Here is a 15,265-nt window from a genome sequence, read left to right as displayed (position 1 = left end):
CGTCGACCCGCACGCCCGGACTAACGCGGCAGGCGGCGCCGGGACACGGCGGGCTCAGGCCACCGACGCCCCGGACGGGTCGGCCCGCTGCCCCTGTGGCCCCGGCAACGTCATCTCAACGAAGCGCGCGTAACCCAACGCAAGATCGGGATGCTCCACCGCCAACGCCACATCAGCTGCCTCCATGAGACTCCAGGTCGAGCCCTGGGCAAACGCGGCGTCGAAGTCGTCCGGGGCCACCGCCCGAGCGGCCGCCTGCTGGCACGCCACGAAGCCGGCGAACGGGCCGGGAACGCCGCCCAGGTCGGCAAGGCCCGCTGCCGCCGCGCCGAGGAGGCGGGCGGCGCGCAGCGGCTCCCCGCCTAGGGCGCACCGGACCGCGACCGCGGCGATCGTCTCGCAGGCGGCCCGGCGGAACCCGAACGCCACCCGCGAGCGCAGCGCCGCCTTGAGGTGGTCGTGCGCCGCGACGAGGTCCCCGCGCCCGAGCGCCACCACGCCTAGCAGCATGTCCACGTCGCGGCGCCCGCGGGTCAACGGCTGTGCGGCCTCGGCCGGTCGCGCGGCCGCCATCAGCGCGGCCGCCGCGTCGAGGTCGCCGCGCCGCCATCGACGCTCGGCGAGCCGGCTGGCCACCGGCAGCAACTCCACCGGCAGGGGCCGGTCCTGACTGTCGGCGCGGTCGAGCAGCACCTGGCAGGCCGCCTCGTCGAGGTGCTCGGCCGCGGCTGGCGCCCACAGCCGGACCCGGGCCGACAACGTCGGGTCGCCGCTGGCGGCGCCGGCGAGGACGGCCCGACCGGCGAACACCGCGCGCGCGATCTGCGCGCCGCCGACCGCCGCGAGCTGACTGTGCAGCATGAAAGCGGGCGAGAGCGCGGCGAGTTCGGTCCGGGACGCCCCGTCGGCCAGCCGGTGCACGCCGCCGAGCCCGTCATAGAGCTCGCAGAGCCACCGCCGGGCTTCGGCCGCGTCGCCGCGTTCCAGCGACCAGACCCCTAGGGCCCGGACGATCCGCAGGCCGCGCCAGCGGGCCCGGACCGCGCACCAGCGCAGCGCGGCGCGGGCGTCCGGGACCAGTGGATCGAACGACTGCAACGGCACCGCTGGCGATCGGCTCGATGTCCCGTGCGCCATCCGTTCCAGCTCCCCGCAGATCCAGGCGGCGTGCCGGTCCCGGGCGGCGGCCTCCTCGCCGCTGGCGGCCAGCGCTGCCGCGGCGTACGCCCGGATCGGGCTCAGCAGGCGGTAGCTGGCGCCGTCCGCGCCCTGCTCCAACTGGACGAGCGAGGCGTCCACCAGACCGGCCAGCGCGGCGCCCGGCTCGCCCTGGGCGAGCCACCGCACCCGGTCCAACGACACCGGCGCGGCGAACACCGCCAACCACCTCAACAACCGCGCCTGGGACGCGGGCAGCCGCCGGTACGACCAGGCGACGCTGGCCGCGGTGGTCAGCCGACCCCCACCGACGTCGTCCGGCGGGCTGGGCGCGAGCAGCGAGTCGAGCCGGTCGCCCAGCTCGTGCGCTGTCGTCGCGCCCAGCGCCGACCCGGCCAGCTCCAACGCCTGCGGGAGCCCGTCCAGCCGTGCGGCGATCGTGCCCAACGCGGCCAGCTCGGACCCGTCGACGGGTCGGCCGCCCCGGGCGGTTTCGGCGCGGGCCAGCAGCAAACGGGTGGCATCGTCGCGGGCGCCGTGCCGGGCGGGGACCAGGCTCAACGGGGCCAGCCGCCAGACACACTCGCCGGGCAGCCCGAGCGGGGACCGGCCGACCGCCAGCACCCGCAGTCCCCCGCCGGAGGCGAGCAGCCCCGCGATCGCCGCCCGGGCGGCGGCCGGGGCGACATCGCAGGTGTCCAGGACCAGGAGCAGCTCCGCGCCGGTGGCCAGGAAGCCCAGGCCGCCCCGGTCGGCGTGGTGCGGGTCGATCCGGACCCCGAGCGCGGCGGCGACCGACGCGACGATGGCTCCCGCGGTCGTCGCCTGGGCAAGGTCGACGTGCCACACGCCGTCGGCGAAGCGTTCCGACAGCCCCCCGCCGACGCTGACTGCGAGCCGGGACTTCCCCACCCCCGCCGGACCGGTCAGGGTCACCAGCCGGTGCTGCGCCAGGGCGCCGGTCAGCTCCCTACGGTCCTGCTCGCGGCCGATCAGCGGACTCAGCTCGGCCGGCAGGTTGTGCCGGACGACGCCGCAGGTGCGCGGCCGCGGGAAGCGGCCCGGTAGGTCCTCGGCGTCCACCTGGTAGAGCCGGGACCGGCCGTCAAACCCGCGGAGTTGGTGCAGGCCGAGGTCGGTGACCCGCGCGGCGGCGGGGATACCGTGAGCGTGTCGGATGGTCTCGCCCGAGCAGAGCGTCTGTCCACCGTGGCCGGCAGCGGCGATCCTGGCCGCCCGGTGCACCTCGGGACTGGCGTACTCGCCACCACGCGGCCGCGCCCAACCGGTGTGCAGGCCCATCCGGACCCGGGGCTGGCCAGCACCGGGCCACGGATGGGTGAGCAGGGCCCGCTGAGCGGCCAGGGTGCTCACGATGGCATGGTCAGCTCTGCCGAAAACGACGAAGAACGAATCACCCTCGGTGAACAACTCGGCGCCGTGATCGGTAAGGGTGCGGCGCAGCAGCGTGCGATGGGTGCCGAGCAGGTCGTGGTAGGCGTCGCCGAGACGGTGGGCCAGCCGCGTCGAGCCCTCGATGTCGGTGAAGAGAAACGTGACCAGCCCGGTGGGCAGCACCGACCGTATCGGCAATGGAGACACCTCCGCCCTGCGTTTCGCTGGCCCAGCAGATCACATCTTCGCAAGACGCCGCATCCAAGATCTGAACGGCCCGTCGCGGGCCGTGACAACGAGGTGGCGGCGGGTTTCGCTTGCGCTGTGTGTCGGGGACGAATCCGAGATGGACAACGACCGGACGGCGGGACGGTTGCGGCGCCGGCCGGGCCAGCGACGCTGGGACCGGTGCGGGATACTCGTGACATGCCTGGGACGGGAGCGACGCTGGACGCCGACAACCGCGACGCCGACGATCCCCAGATCCCGGACCTGCCTGCGGTCGTCCGGCTGCGCTCCGGGGTGCCGCGACCCGATCAGCTTGCCCCGCCGGTCGCCTCCCGACACCGGCAGGAACGTCCGAAACGGCGGCTCCTGGGCGTGCTGCGGCGGCCTGGGGTGCGGCATGCCTCCCCTTACCTGGTCATGATCGCGCTGACCACGGTCGCGGTGCTGGCCGGAGGTGTGATCATCCCGTCCGCGGCCGGACCGCAGCCGTCGCGGTCCGGCGCCGGCGCCGGCGGTCCCGCGCCAGCCTCGGCCGTTCCCGGACCGACGCTGCCAGACCTACCCGGCGCCGGGCCGGGCGCGCCCGCGGCCGGCGGGCGCCCCGCCGACTCGCTGCGTGACTGGGCCACGCCGTTGGGCGCCCGGCTCCAGATCCCGACCACCGCGCTGGAGGCCTACGCCTACGCCGAGCTGGTCCTGGCCCGTACCAAGCCCGGGTGTCGCCTCAGCTGGACGACCCTGGCCGCGATCGGCAAGGTCGAGTCGTCGCACGGCGGTTTCGGCGGCGCCCGGCTGAACATCGACGGCGCCGTCCAGCCTCCGATCATCGGCCCCCCGCTGGACGGCACGAACAACAACAAGGCCATCCGGGACACCGACCGCGGCGCGCTCGACAACGACACCACCTGGGACCGGGCGGTCGGACCCATGCAGTTCCTGCCTTCGACGTGGAGCGTCTCCGGCGTCGACGCCGACGGCGACGCCAAGCGCGACCCCAACGACCTGGACGACGCCGCCCTCGCGGCCGGGGGTTACCTGTGCGGCGCCGGCCAGGACCTGTCCAACGCCGACCAGTGGTGGCAGGCGGTTCTCCGGTACAACAATCTGACCTCATACGCGCAGCAGGTCCACGACGCCGCGAACGAGTACGGACGACTCAGCCGGGGCTGACCACTCGCCCGGGTTGCGCCGAAGCTTCCGTCGAGGGCCCGTCCCAGGCAAGCTGTGCTGGTGAAACTTCGCGAGTGGGATGTCCGGACCGCCCCGGCCGACGAGATCGCCAGCCTGCTGGCCGTGCTCAACGCCGGCCTCGCCGTCGACCTGCCGGACGATCCACAGTGGCAGGCGGACCACTTCCGGGAGTACATGGCCGAGCTGATGCCCGGCCAGCGGCGCAAGAGCTGGATCGCCGAGAGCGACGCCAGCCTCGTCGGTCACATGAGCCTGCTGGGCATGGCTGACGCCGGGGTGATCGAGCTGCTGGTGGACCCGCGACGTCGAACCCACGGCCTCGGCCGCCAGCTGCTCGCCGGGGCTACCCGGTGGGCGGCGGCCAACGGGTACACCTCCCTGGGCGTCGAGGTGCCCGGCGGCACTCCGGCGGTCGCCTTCTACGAGGGCCTGGGCTTCCGCCTTGCGTACGCGGAGATCCGCAGTGTGCTGACGGTCGCCGCGATGGACTGGCCGATGATCGGCGAGATGGCCGAGGGCGTCGGGTCGGGGTACCGGCTCGAGTACCACGCCGGCGGACCGCCGCCGGAGCTGCTGGCCTCGTACGCGACGGCGAAGTCGGAGCTGCCGGGCGCCGGCGGCGGGTCCCCCACCGACCCGGACGCCGCGGCGCTGCTCCGCGAGAGCATCGCCTGCCTGCGCCGCCGCGGTCTGGAGCCGCATGTGGTGGTGGCGCTGCATCTGCGGACCGGGGAGGTCGCCGGGTTGACAGAGGTGGTGGTGCCGGCCCAGCGCCCGGAGCGGGCCGACCAGTACGACACCATCATCGTGCCGGACCATCGGGGATACGGCATCGACCGGGCGATCAAGGCCCGGATGCTGTTGGAGCTGCGGACGGCGGCGCCGCAGGTGCGTCAGGTCCAGACCTGGAACGCCCCGGACGACCACGCCCTACTGAAGATCAATTCTGACATCGGCTTCCGCCCGGACCGGCAGTGGCTGGAATTCGAGGCGGACGTGGCGACCCTGCTGGCTCGGCTCGACAGCTGAGCGTTCCGGGCCGCCCGCGCGGGCGGCCCGGAACGCTCAGGCTCAGCCCTCGGTGATGAACGAGAGCTGCTCGCCGGTGGTGGCCAGCGGGCAGTCGGCGATGCCGGTCCGGTCCAGGCTGCTGGTCAGCGCCTCCACGGTGGTGCCACAGAGCACCGCGGCGACGGAGGTGGTGACGTTCTGGACGGTGGCTGCCTGGTTACCGCTCGCCAGGTCCTGGGTGACAACCTGGATGAGGTCGGTGGCGACGACGGCCGGGCTGCCGGCGCCGTTGGCGACACCGCCGTTGACGAGACCGCCGTTGAGCACACCGCCATTGATCAGTCCAGGGTCCGCAGCGGCCGGACCAGCGACGCCGAGAGCGGCGAGACCAGCGAAGGCGAGCGCGGTGAATGCCTGACGAAGACGCACGGGGGGATTCCTCTCCTCACAGGACAAAGTCCGTTTTGGAACTTCGGTCCCTAGTGTGCAGCGAGAAGAGCCGACAATCCCAACGAGCCCAACCACCCAATCGGGGGCGCATCGGGGGCATTCCCGCTGGTCAGAATGGCATCGTCGGCCGCCTGTCCCCGAACGCGCTGCCCCCTATCGGGTGAGGAGCCGGGCCGCGTCCACCGCCCAGTACGTCACGATGATCTGCGCGCCGGCACGCCGGATCGACGTCAAGGTCTCCAGCACCACCCGGTCCCGCTCCAGCCAGCCGTTCGCCGCGGCGGCCTCGACCATCGCATACTCGCCCGAGACCTGGTAGGCGGCCACCGGCACGTCGACGATCCGCCGCACCTCCGAGATCACATCCAGGTACGGCAACGCCGGCTTCACCATAACGATGTCGGCGCCCTCGGCCACGTCCAGCCGCACCTCACGCAACGACTCGGTGAGATTCGCCGGGTCCTGTTGGTAGCCGAGCCGGTCGCCGGTGAGCGCCGACTCGACCGCCTCCCGGAACGGGCCGAAGAACGCCGAGGCGTACTTGGCGGCGTAGGCCAGCACCGCGGTGTCGGTCAGACCGGCGGCGTCCAGCGCCGACCTGACGACGCCGATCTGGCCGTCCATCATGCCCGAGGCGCCGAGCATGTGCGCGCCGGCCTGCGCCTGCGCGACGGCCAGTTGCGCGTAGACCGCGAGCGTGGCGTCGTTGTCGACCGTGCCGTCGGCGGCCAGCAGTCCGCAGTGCCCGTGCGAGGTGAACTCGTCGAGGCACAGGTCGCTCATCACCACGACCGCGTCGCCGACCTCGGCCACCACATCCCGGATGGCGACGTTGAGGACGCCGTCCGGGTCGCAGCCGGCGGAGCCGTGCTCGTCGCGCCCGGCGGGGACACCGAACAGCATCACGCCGCCGAGACCGGCCTGCGCCGCCGAGACCGCCGCCTTACGCAGCGAGTCCCGCGAGTGCTGGAGCACCCCCGGCAGGGAGGAGATCGGTCGAGGTTCGGTGAGGCCCTCCCGCACGAACAACGGCAGCACCAGCTGCGACGGCTCGACGTGCGTCTGCGCCACCAGCCGACGCATCGCCGCCGTACGCCGCAGCCGACGTGGCCGCACCTGCGGGAACGCCCCGAGGCCCGCGCCGCTGACGCCTGCGTCGCTCATGCCCGGAAACGTAGCGCCGTGGGGCCCTGCACCTTGGAGCCGCGCCGCTGCTTGGCGGGCATCGCCGCCAGCTTCTCGCGCAGCTCGACCGCGTAGGCGGCCAGCGCCTCGACCAGATCCGGGACGCTCGCGTTGGCCGGCTGCACATCCACCCGCAGACCGAACTCGACGGCCGTCTCCGAGGTCTTAGGCCCGATCACCGACACGACGGTGCGGGCGTGCGGCTTGCCGGCGATGCCGACGAGGTTGCGCACCGTGGACGACGAGGTGAACAGCACCGCGTCGAACCCGCCCGACTTGATGGCGTCGCGGATGTCTGCCGGCGGCGGGGCCGCCCGCACGGTCCGGTAGGCGGTGACGTCGTCGACCTCCCAACCGCGCTCGGTGAGCCCGGCGGCGAGGGTCTCGGTGGCGATGTCGGCGCGCGGCAGCAGCACCCGGCCGACCGGGTCGAGGATCTCGTCGTGCGGGGAGAACTCGGCCAGCAGACCCTCGCTGGACTGCTCCCCCGCCGGGACCAGCTCGGGCTGAATGCCGAACGCGCGCACCGCGTCCGCGGTCGCCTCGCCGATACAGGCGATCTTGACGCCGCCGAAGTGCCGGGCGTCCAGGCCGTGCTCGGCGAACTTCTCCCACACCGCCCGGACGGCGTTGACCGAGGTGAACACCACCCACGCGTACCGGCCGTCGACGAGGCCCTTGATCGCCCGCTCCATCTGGGCCGGGGTGCGCGGCGGCTCGACGGCGATCGTCGGCACCTCGCACGGGATCGCGCCGTAGCCGCGCAGAATCGCGCTCATCGCGCCGGCCTGCTCCTTGGTGCGCGGCACCAGCACCTTCCAGCCGTACAGCGGCCGCGACTCCCACCAGCCCAGCTTGTCGCGCTGGGTCACGCCCTCGCCGACGGTGAGCACGACCCGGCCGGTGAAGCCGAGCGCGGCGTTGACGACACTGTCGACCGTCGAGGCGGTCGTGTACTGGGTCTCCCCGGTGCCGTCGCCGGTCACCGCGACCGGGCAGGTCGGATCGACGCCTGCGGCCAGCAGCCCGTCCCGGACCATTCCCAGGTCAGCGGCGTCGACAGCCACCGCGGCCGCGCTGCGGGCCGCCGCGGCGGCCAACGCCGGATAGTCCAGCGTGGACAGGTCGTCGACGTCGGCGGTGACCCGCACCGAGGCCAGCGGCACGCCCGCGTACGCGGCGACGCCGGCGGCCTGGCTGATCCCGGGGATCACCTCGAACGGCACCGCCGTGCGGGTGACCGCCTGCACCTCCCTGACCGTCGACTCCTGACCGAACGGGTCACCGGCGACCAGGCGGGCCGCGGTCAGCCCGGAACGGGCCGCCGACAGCAGCACCTTGGCGACGTCACCGGCGCCGCCCTCGGCCGGGCTGAACTGGGCTGCCTCGTCCCGACGGCCGGCGGCGACCTCCACCGCCGACTCCTCCCGCAACGCCGTCAGCAGCGCCTCGGGCAGCGAACGGTCGTAGACCACATGATCGGCCCCGGTCAGCGCCTCGTGGGCCCGCCTGGTCAGCAGGCCGGGGTCGCCGGGTCCCGCCCCGACAAACGCGATCCGACCAGCGGGCTTACGGCTGCGACTCATCTTGCGCTCCCAGATTGCGATCCGTCGCCAGGCGCGTCGCCCGGCCGAAGGATCTCGTCAGCTCCCGCACCGGGTGCGAGAAGGTCGTCGGCCCCGGCTTCCAGCAGGTCGGCGGCCAGTTCTCGACCGATTGACTCGGCCGTGGTCTCGGGGTCCGTGATGGACAGGCGGGCGCTGCGGGACAGCCGGACGTCGCGAACGCCGTCCAAGCTGATCACCGCGCCTCGCAGATACAGCTCCAGTGCGCCGTCCTCGTCCTCGGCGAGGACGGCGAGCGCCGCCACCGGCGCGCTGCACCCGGCTTCCAGCGCGGCCAGCAGCGCCCGCTCGGCGGCGACGGTCAGGCGGGTGTCGGCGTCGTCGAGGTGGGCGAGCAGGCGGACCAGTTCGCGGTCGCCGTCGCCGTCGCGGCATTCGACCGCCAGCGCGCCCTGGGCGGGCGCGGGCAGCATGAGCATCGGGTCGAGGGTCTCGGTGATGGCGTCGAGCCGGCCGATCCTGGCGAGTCCGGCGCGTGCGAGCACCACGGCGTCCAGCTCGCCGTCAGTGACCTTGCGCAGCCGGCTGTCGACGTTGCCGCGGATCGGACGCACGTCCAGCTGGTGCCCGAGGGCGTGCAGCTGGGCGATCCGGCGGACCGCCCCGGTGCCGACGGTCGACCCCGGCGGCAGCTCCGACAGGTGCAGGCCGTCGCGGGCGACCAGGGCGTCGCGGGGGTCCTGGCGGACTGGCGTCGCGGCGATCACCAGGCCGTCGGCGGGCGCGGTCGGCAGGTCCTTGTACGAGTGGACCGCGAAGTCGATCTCCTTGGCGAGCAGCGCGTCGCGCAGCGCGGAGACGAACACGCCGACGCCGAGCTGCTCCACCGGGGCGGCGGAGCGGTCGCCGGCGGTGACGATCTCCACCAGCTCCACCGGACGTCCGGTGGCGGCGCGGAGGGCGTCGGCAACGTGCTGGGACTGGGTCCGGGCCAACGCGCTGCCGCGGGTTCCCAGCCGTAGCGGACCGTTGTGCGCGCTCATGTGGCGCCTTCCTCAAGCGGGTCGGGTAGGTCGGTGGCCAGCTCGGGCACCGCCTCGGCGGAGGTGATCCGCGACGGGTCGAGGTCGAACAGCTCGCGCAGCAGCGCGGCGTACTGGTCGCCGCCGGGCTCGGCGGCGAGCTGACGCACCCGGACCGTCGGCGAGTGCAGCAGTCGTTGCACCACCCGGTGGACGGTGCGCGCCACCTCGGCGCGCTGATCGTCGGTCAGCTCGGGGCGGCGCTGACCGAGCCGGCCCAGCTCGGCGCTCACCACGTCCTCGGCGCGGGCGCGCAGCGCGGCCACCGTCGGGGCGATCTCGCTGCCGCGCAGCCAGGTGAGGAAGGTCTCCACCTCGCCGTCGACGATCTCCTCGACGGCGCGGGCCGCGGCGGCGGCGCCCCGGCTGTCGAGGTGGCCGGCCATCGCCGCGATGTCGAACAGGGCGACCCCGGGCAGCGACGCCACCTCGGGAACCACGTCCCGGGGGACCGCCAGGTCGAGGATGACCAGTGGACGGTCGGCGGCGCGGCGGGCCAACGCCGCGCTGACAGTCCCGACGTCCAGCACCGGCTCGACGGCGGCCGTGGCGGTGATGACGACATCCGCCGCGGCGAGCGCGTCGGCGAGCCCGGCCAGCGGAACGGCGTGCGCGCCGTACGCGTCGGCGAGCCGGGCGGCCCGGTCGATCCCGCGATTGGTGATCGCCACCGGGCCGGCGCCGACCCGGCTGAGGGTGGCGACGGCGAGCGCGCCCATCGCTCCGGCCCCGACGACCAGCGCCGGACGACCGGCCAGCCCGACCACGCCGGACGGGCCGACGGCGGCGTCCAGGCTTGGGGTGGGGGCGGCGGGCGCGTTCAGCGTGGCGCCCGCGATCTCCAGCGCGGCGCTGACGACGCTCTGGCCGGCCCGGTCGATGCCGGTCTCGGCGTGTGCCCGTTTACCGACCCGCAGCGACTGCTGCATGAGCTCGTGCAGCAGTCGTCCGGCGGCGTCGCTGGTGGCGGCGGCGTGGTACGCGTCCCGGAGCTGCCCAAGGATCTGTGCCTCGCCGACGACCATCGAGTCGAGTCCGCTCGCGACCCGGAAGGCGTGCCGGACGGCCGCCGAGTCGAAGTGCACGTACAGGTGCGGAGCCAACTCGACGGCCGGGACGCCGGCCTGTTCGGCGAGCGCCGAGCAGACATCGGAGACGCCGCCGTGGAAACCGGTGACGGCCGCGTAGACCTCGACCCGGTTGCAGGTCGACAGCAGGACCGTCTCCTTGACGTATGGCTGGGCGAGCAGCCGGCCGGGCAGCTCGCCGGCGGCGGCGGCGACCCGTTCCAGCAGCGCCACCGGCGCGGAACGGTAGGAGATCCCGACCACCAGCAGACTCATCCGCCCACTCCTTCGACCGGCGCGACCCCGTTCTGGGCGACGCCGGTGAGGGCGACGCCGGTGAGGGAGGCTTTACGGTGTTCGTGGAACGACAGGATCTGTAGCTCGATGGCCAGATCGACCTTCCGCACGTCGACACCGTCCGGGACGGACAGGACGCACGGGGCGAAGTTGAGGATGCTGGTGATCCCGGCGCGCACGAGCACGTCGGCGACGGGCTGCGCGGCGGAGGCGGGGGTGGCGATGACGCCGATGGCGATCGCCTCCTGGACCGCCACGTCGGCGAGGTGTTCGATGTGCCGCACCATCAGGCCGTTGATCGTCTTGCCGACGAGCCTGGGGTCGGCGTCGAACAGGGCGGTGATCCGGAAGCCGCGGCTGCCGAACCCGGCGTAGCCGGCGAGCGCGTGGCCGAGGTTGCCGACGCCCACCAGCGCGACGGCCCGACGGTGGGTCAGCCCGAGGACGTGCTCGATCTGGCCGACGAGCAGCGCGACGTCGTAGCCGACGCCACGGGTGCCGTAGGAGCCCAGGTGGGAGAGGTCCTTGCGGAGTTTCGCCGAGTTCACGCCTGCGGCGGCGGCGAGGGCCTCGCTGGAGACGGTGTCGTTGCCGGCCTCTGCGAGGTTGCTGAGCGCCCGCAGGTACTCCGGGAGCCGCGCGACCGTCGCCTCCGGAAGATCCGGGAAGTCCGGTCCGACGCTGGCGCCGGGACTACCCGAACCGGTTCCGGGGGATAGCTGGCTCATACGACTCCGTGCCGACGAAACGCTAGGTCATCGGGCGGACGGACCGGAAGCCCGGCCGACCGTTGCCGGCGGGCCGACGCCAATCACGGCGCCCGCGACGAGGTGCGTGCGGTGGCTGTGCTAGCGGGGCCCAACAGATCTACAGCGTAGGCGCTTGTGAACGCACGCACAAATCGCGATCTTGACAAGTCGGCCCGGATCACCCCGCTGGGCGCAGGCACGTGGTGACCGTTGTCCTCCGGCCGGCCCGGTCGAGGCGCTTCGTCCGGCCAGCCCGTCATGGCGGCGCCCCGAACGGTTTGCTCAGTCGAGCCGGGCGGCCAACCGCACCGCCTCGACCAGAGTCGTCGCCACCGGAACGCCCCGGGCCGCCAGCAACTCCGGATGGGTGAGCCCGCCGGTGTAGAGGACACAACCCGCGCCCACCGCCTCGGCGGCGTCGGCATCGTCGAGCGAGTCCCCGATGAGCACCACCTGACCGCCCGACAGGCCGAGGGCGACCAGGTGCTCGGCCAGGTGCCCGGCCTTCGGGCCACCGCCGACCGTCGCGCGCAGCCCGTCGATCCGGGCCAGCAGCGACTGTAGGCCGAAGCCGTGGACCAACGGGACCAGCTCGTCGTGGAACCACATCGACAGCAGCGACTGCCCACCCGGCCAGGAGCGCATCGCGTGTTCGGCGTCGGCGGCCAGCGCCGCGTTCACCAGCCCCTGCCGGTAGGCGTCGTGGAAGATCCGGTCGAGCTGGGCGAACTCCTCGGGCGTGACGACGCGGCCGAGCACCTCACCGTAGTAGTCCACAATCGGCCGACGGAACCGTCTACGGTGGTCATCCGGGGTGACCGGCGGGGCGTCGACGCTGGCGAAGGCGACGTTCGTCGCCGTCATGACCAGGGAGAGGTCGTCGAGCAGGGTGCCGTTCCAGTCCCATACCAGATGACGACCGGCCGGGACGCTCACCGGCTGGCCGCCAGGTCCCGTCGGAGCCGATCCTCCTCGACCCGCCAGTACCCGTGCTCCCGTCCGTCGAGGAGGACGACCGGGATCCGGTCGCCGTACTCGCGCTCCAGCTCGATGTCGCTGGCGATGTCGACCTGCCGCCAACTCTCGCCGGTGGCCGCGGCCACCCGGTCCATCGCCTCGCGGGCGACATCGCACAGGTGACAGCCGTCGCGGGTGAGCAGCGTCAGCCGGGATCCGGTCACAGGTAGCCTGCCTCTCGTCGTCCGGGCGTCGGGCCGGCGCCGGCCAGGTACAGCAGGCCGTCCGGGTCGGCGAAGGCCAGGTCGCCGGTGGCCCACCAGCCGTCCCGGTCCGGGCCGTCGCGTCCGTCCGGCCAGTAGCCGGTGAACAGGTTGGGGCCACGGACCGCGATCGCGCCCGCGCCGGTCAATCCGCCGGTGACGGCGACCGTGTCCCAGCGCGCGGGCTCGTCGTCGACCGCGAGGACGACGCCGTCGGGGAACGACAGCCGCAGCTGGACGCCTGGCAGCGGGCGTCCGATCGGCCGCCCGTGCGGGGTGAGCGCGGCCGGTCCGACCAGGGTCGAGGTGAGAATCGGCGCCTCCCGGGTTCCGTAGCCGACGAAGACCCGGTGCCCGCTCGCGTCGGTGAACCGGCGGGCCACGTCGGCGTCCAGGGGCGCCGGGCCGCAGACCGCGACCCGGACCGTCCTCAGCTCATCGGCGAGCGCGTCGAGCCGGGACCATCCGACGTAGAGCTGCGGCACACCGACCACAGTGGTGACGTGGCGCCCGGCGACCAGGCCGCGGGCGGAGACAGGGTCGGCGGGATCGGCGAGCACCCCGGAGGCGCCGTGGTACGCCACGGCGCCGAGCCCGCAGGTGAGTCCATAGGCGCCCCACAGGGGCGCGGCGATGAGGACCGTGTCATCGCCCCGCATGATCGGCGGCTCGATCCGGGCCAGCTGCTCATGGTTGGCGGTGAGCGTCCGGTGCGGGAGCATCACCGCCGGGCCGCCGGAGCCCCGGGCGGGGTACAGCAGCACGGCGAGGTCCTCGGCGGCCGGCGGGGCGGCCGGTCCCGTGCCGTTCGGCCCGCCGGTCGGCGCAGCGGGCCCGCCGGCCGCGGCCAGGTGGCCGACCGCCGCCCGGCCGTCCGGCCCGGTCCGGACCACGGCCACGGCGCCGCTGTCGGCGATGACCCGACGGGCCAGGCCCGATGACGCGTCAGGATCCACCGGGGTGGCGACGAGCCCGGACCGCAGGCAGGACAGGTAGGCCACGGCGAACTCGACCGGATCGGACAGATCGAGGACGACGCGCGGGCGGTGCGGGTCATCGGTCCGGGCACCGTCGTGGCAGGACCGCAGGTCGGCGGTGAGGCGGTCGATCCGCTGGTCCAGCGCCGCCCAGGACACCGACTCCGGGCCGGCCCGTAACGCGATCCGGTCCGGGGCGGCGGCGGCCGTCATCCGTACCCGGTCGCTCAGGCTCGTCGGCACGGCATCCTCCACGAGGAGTGAGTCTGGCACGAAGCCGTCGTCGGGCATATCGGCGAATCGCATGGCTTCGCGGAAGTACCACACGCCGGGACGATGCCGTCGCGGACTTCTGACGGTGGGACGCACAACGAGTGCGACAACACCGCCAAGAACGGGTGAACAATCGCGCTCTCAGCAAGTGGACACTACGCACACGGGTGACGCGTGACCTATCATCTTTAGGTCGACTCGCCCCTTTTCATTCGAGTTGCCATCCCTCATACCGAGGAGGCCGTCGTGCCCGTTTTCGTGCCGCACTCGCTCGCCATCGGCGGGTGCCGCCTGGACGTGAAAGTCAGACCCGTCGTCCCAAGGCCGATGGTCCCGGACCGCTCGCAGCCGCGACGGGTTCCAAACGAGCGGACCAGCGAGGTGCATGCATGACCGGGTACGTCCATACCGGCGGATTCAAGCTGACGCCAGGCATCGAGTCGGGCCAGTCGGCCCGGCAGTCCCTGCGTCCTGCCCTTTCCGCGCTCGGGTCCACACTGTCCCAGCTGCTCACCGCCACCGTCCGGGGCGAGGGCGGGGCCCGACGCACCCGCAACCGGCCGCACACGGCGGACAGTCCGATCAGGTCGGGACCGGCCAACGCGCCCAAGCCGCTCAATGGACGGTTGGCGGACCCCGGCCCGGCCGACGATGCCGGTGCAGCCAGGGCCCGTCCAGAGCCCCGACGAGGCGACCCCGCCCGCGGCCGACGGCCCGGCCATCGGCACCGCCCGCGTCGCGCCGCCGCCAGCGCGCAACGCCCCGGTCGGTCCGGCTGGGCCGACCGGGGCGGCGGCGCCGACCGGAGCGCCGAGCCGTCCGGACCCGTCCGACGCCGCCGCCGAGGTGTGGGGGCTGGTGGAACGCGCCCAGGCCGGCGAGGCGGAGGCGTTCGGGCTCATCTACGACCGCTACGTCGACACCGTGTTCCGCTTCATCTACTTCCGGGTGGGCAACCGCCAGCTGGCCGAGGACCTCACCTCGGACACGTTCCTGCGGGCCCTCAAGCGGATCAGCAGTTTCACCTGGCAGGGGCGCGACCTGGGCGCCTGGCTGGTCACCATCGCTCGCAACCTCGTCGCCGACCACTTCAAGTCCGGCCGGTACCGGCTGGAGGTCACCAGCGGAGACGTCCTGGACGCCGACCGGGCCGACCACGGCCCCGAGGGCAGTCCGGAGGCGGCGGTGGTGGACCACATCACCAACGTGGCGCTGCTGACGGCGGTCAAGCAGTTGAACCCGGAGCAGCAGGAGTGCGTCGTCCTGCGCTTCCTCCAGGGCTTCTCGGTCGCGGAGACGGCCCGGGCAATGGGTAAGAACGAAGGGGCGATCAAGGCGTTGCAGTACCGTGCGGTGCGGGCGTTAGCGCGACTGCTGCCTGACGGTTTCCGCCGGTGAGTGCCGATATAGGACGAAT

12 protein-coding genes and 1 pseudogene are annotated in these 15,265 nt (G+C 73.4%); 3 read left to right on the top strand and 10 right to left on the bottom strand.

Annotation, left to right across the window (positions count from 1 at the left end; translation table 11 throughout):
- Positions 1–54: 54 nt before the first annotated feature.
- Positions 55–2,751, bottom strand: coding sequence for an ATP-binding protein (locus ABD287_RS09200; RefSeq protein WP_344171219.1), 2,697 nt, complete (start codon positions 2,749–2,751; stop codon positions 55–57).
- Positions 2,752–2,979: 228 nt separating this feature from the next.
- Here ABD287_RS09200 and ABD287_RS09195 point away from each other — a divergent pair, with 228 nt between their 5' ends.
- Complete coding sequence (locus ABD287_RS09195; RefSeq protein WP_344171217.1) at positions 2,980–3,951, top strand: lytic transglycosylase domain-containing protein; 972 nt, start codon at positions 2,980–2,982, stop codon at positions 3,949–3,951.
- 60 nt (positions 3,952–4,011) lie between these two features.
- Complete coding sequence (locus tag ABD287_RS09190; RefSeq protein WP_344171215.1) at positions 4,012–5,001, top strand: GNAT family N-acetyltransferase; 990 nt, start codon at positions 4,012–4,014, stop codon at positions 4,999–5,001.
- Positions 5,002–5,043: 42 nt separating this feature from the next.
- Here the strand turns inward: ABD287_RS09190 and ABD287_RS09185 are convergent, their stop codons facing one another.
- The 9 genes from ABD287_RS09185 to ABD287_RS09145 all read right to left on the bottom strand — a co-directional run bounded on the left by ABD287_RS09185 (position 5,044) and on the right by ABD287_RS09145 (position 13,902).
- Positions 5,044–5,412, bottom strand: coding sequence for a hypothetical protein (locus ABD287_RS09185; RefSeq protein WP_344171213.1), 369 nt, complete (start codon positions 5,410–5,412; stop codon positions 5,044–5,046).
- Positions 5,413–5,586: 174 nt separating this feature from the next.
- Positions 5,587–6,597, bottom strand: a complete 1,011-nt coding sequence (gene hemB, locus ABD287_RS09180; protein WP_344171211.1) for a porphobilinogen synthase — start codon at positions 6,595–6,597, stop codon at positions 5,587–5,589.
- The gene (locus tag ABD287_RS09175) at positions 6,594–8,204 is read right to left on the bottom strand and encodes a bifunctional uroporphyrinogen-III C-methyltransferase/uroporphyrinogen-III synthase (protein WP_344171209.1); all 1,611 of its coding nucleotides are present in this window, start codon (positions 8,202–8,204) and stop codon (positions 6,594–6,596) included. Before ABD287_RS09175 ends, hemB begins: the two co-directional genes overlap by 4 nt.
- Positions 8,201–9,226 (bottom strand): hydroxymethylbilane synthase, encoded by a 1,026-nt coding sequence (gene hemC / locus ABD287_RS09170; RefSeq protein WP_344171207.1) that lies wholly within the window; start codon positions 9,224–9,226, stop codon positions 8,201–8,203. The genes ABD287_RS09175 and hemC overlap by 4 nt, the downstream gene beginning before the upstream one ends.
- On the bottom strand, positions 9,223–10,608 hold the full coding sequence (locus ABD287_RS09165) for a glutamyl-tRNA reductase (RefSeq protein ID WP_344171205.1): 1,386 nt from the start codon (positions 10,606–10,608) through the stop codon (positions 9,223–9,225). The genes hemC and ABD287_RS09165 overlap by 4 nt, the downstream gene beginning before the upstream one ends.
- Entirely contained in the window at positions 10,605–11,357 is a 753-nt protein-coding gene (locus ABD287_RS09160) for a redox-sensing transcriptional repressor Rex (RefSeq protein WP_344171203.1), read from the bottom strand. The genes ABD287_RS09165 and ABD287_RS09160 overlap by 4 nt, the downstream gene beginning before the upstream one ends.
- 303 nt (positions 11,358–11,660) lie before the next feature.
- Positions 11,661–12,242, bottom strand: coding sequence for an HAD family hydrolase (locus ABD287_RS09155; RefSeq protein WP_344171367.1), 582 nt, complete (start codon positions 12,240–12,242; stop codon positions 11,661–11,663).
- A 68-nt stretch (positions 12,243–12,310) separates the two neighbouring features.
- On the bottom strand, positions 12,311–12,559 hold the full coding sequence (locus tag ABD287_RS09150) for a glutaredoxin family protein (RefSeq protein WP_344171201.1): 249 nt from the start codon (positions 12,557–12,559) through the stop codon (positions 12,311–12,313).
- Positions 12,556–13,902: a class I adenylate-forming enzyme family protein gene (locus ABD287_RS09145; protein ID WP_344171199.1), complete on the bottom strand. Its 1,347-nt coding sequence runs from the start codon at positions 13,900–13,902 to the stop codon at positions 12,556–12,558. Before ABD287_RS09145 ends, ABD287_RS09150 begins: the two co-directional genes overlap by 4 nt.
- A gap of 452 nt (positions 13,903–14,354) precedes the next feature.
- On the opposite strand from ABD287_RS09145, the pseudogene ABD287_RS09140 reads away from it, so the two are divergent.
- Positions 14,355–15,246, top strand: a pseudogene (locus ABD287_RS09140) (ECF subfamily RNA polymerase sigma factor, BldN family).
- Positions 15,247–15,265 lie beyond the last annotated feature (19 nt).

The sequence above is a fragment of the Pilimelia columellifera subsp. columellifera genome, from assembly GCF_039532605.1.
Classification (GTDB): Bacteria; Actinomycetota; Actinomycetes; order Mycobacteriales; family Micromonosporaceae; genus Pilimelia; species Pilimelia columellifera.
This window is presented reverse-complemented; position numbering and strand designations above follow the sequence as displayed.